This window comes from Lamprobacter sp. (assembly GCF_034860625.1).
Taxonomy (GTDB): Bacteria; Pseudomonadota; Gammaproteobacteria; order Chromatiales; family Chromatiaceae; genus Lamprobacter.
Genome location: NZ_JAYESN010000606.1, coordinates 1 through 1,010 on the forward strand (window position 1 = coordinate 1; position 1,010 = coordinate 1,010).

Here is a 1,010-nt window from a genome sequence, read left to right on the forward strand (position 1 = left end):
TACTACTCCTCACCCAAGAGTTTCGCCGATGGCCCCAAGAGCCTGGATGAGGTAGATCCCGAGTTGCTGCGTGTGTACGAGAAGCTGGGCATTCCACTGCACGAGCAGGAAATGCTGGCCGGCGTTGCGGTGGATGCGGTGTTCGACTCGGTCTCCGTGGGTACGACCTTCAGGGGCAAGCTGGCTGAGTCCGGCGTGATTTTCTGCTCCATTTCGGAGGCGGTGCACGAGTATCCGGATCTGATTCGCAAGTACCTGGGCAGTGTGGTGCCCAAGCGGGACAACTTCTATGCCGCGCTGAACAGTGCGGTGTTCACCGATGGCTCCTTCGTTTACATCCCCAAAGGCGTGCGCTGCCCGATGGAGCTGTCCACCTATTTTCGTATCAACGAGGCCAAGACCGGCCAGTTCGAGCGCACCCTGATCGTTGCCGACGAGGGCAGCCATGTCAGCTATCTGGAGGGCTGCACTGCCCCCATGCGCGACGAGAACCAGCTGCATGCGGCGGTCGTCGAGCTGGTGGCGCTGGACGACGCACAGATCAAGTATTCCACGGTGCAGAACTGGTACCCCGGCGATGCCGACGGCAAGGGCGGTATCTACAACTTCGTGACCAAGCGCGGTGTGGCGCACACCAATGCGCGCATTTCCTGGACCCAGGTGGAGACCGGGTCTGCCGTGACCTGGAAGTACCCCAGCTGCATTTTGCGCGGCGACAACAGCGTGGGCGAGTTCTACTCGGTGGCGCTGACCAACAATCATCAGCAGGCCGATACCGGTACCAAGATGATTCATCTGGGGCGCAACACCCGCTCGACTATCATTTCCAAGGGGATTTCCGCGGGCCAGAGCTCCAATGCCTACCGCGGTCTGGTGCGCATGAGTCCGCGCGCCGAGGGTGCGCGCAACTACACCCAGTGCGACTCGCTGCTGATCGGCGACCGCTGTGCTGCGCATACCTTCCCTTATATAGAGAGTCGCAATCCTTCCGCAGTTGTCGAGCACGAGGC

General features: G+C 60.9%; 1 protein-coding gene. It reads left to right on the forward strand.

The features are described 5' to 3' along the window. Nucleotides 1-1,010, forward strand: a 1,010-nt coding sequence (gene sufB / locus VBE63_RS30170; RefSeq protein ID WP_323686648.1) for a Fe-S cluster assembly protein SufB, incomplete at both ends; no start/stop codon positions are given.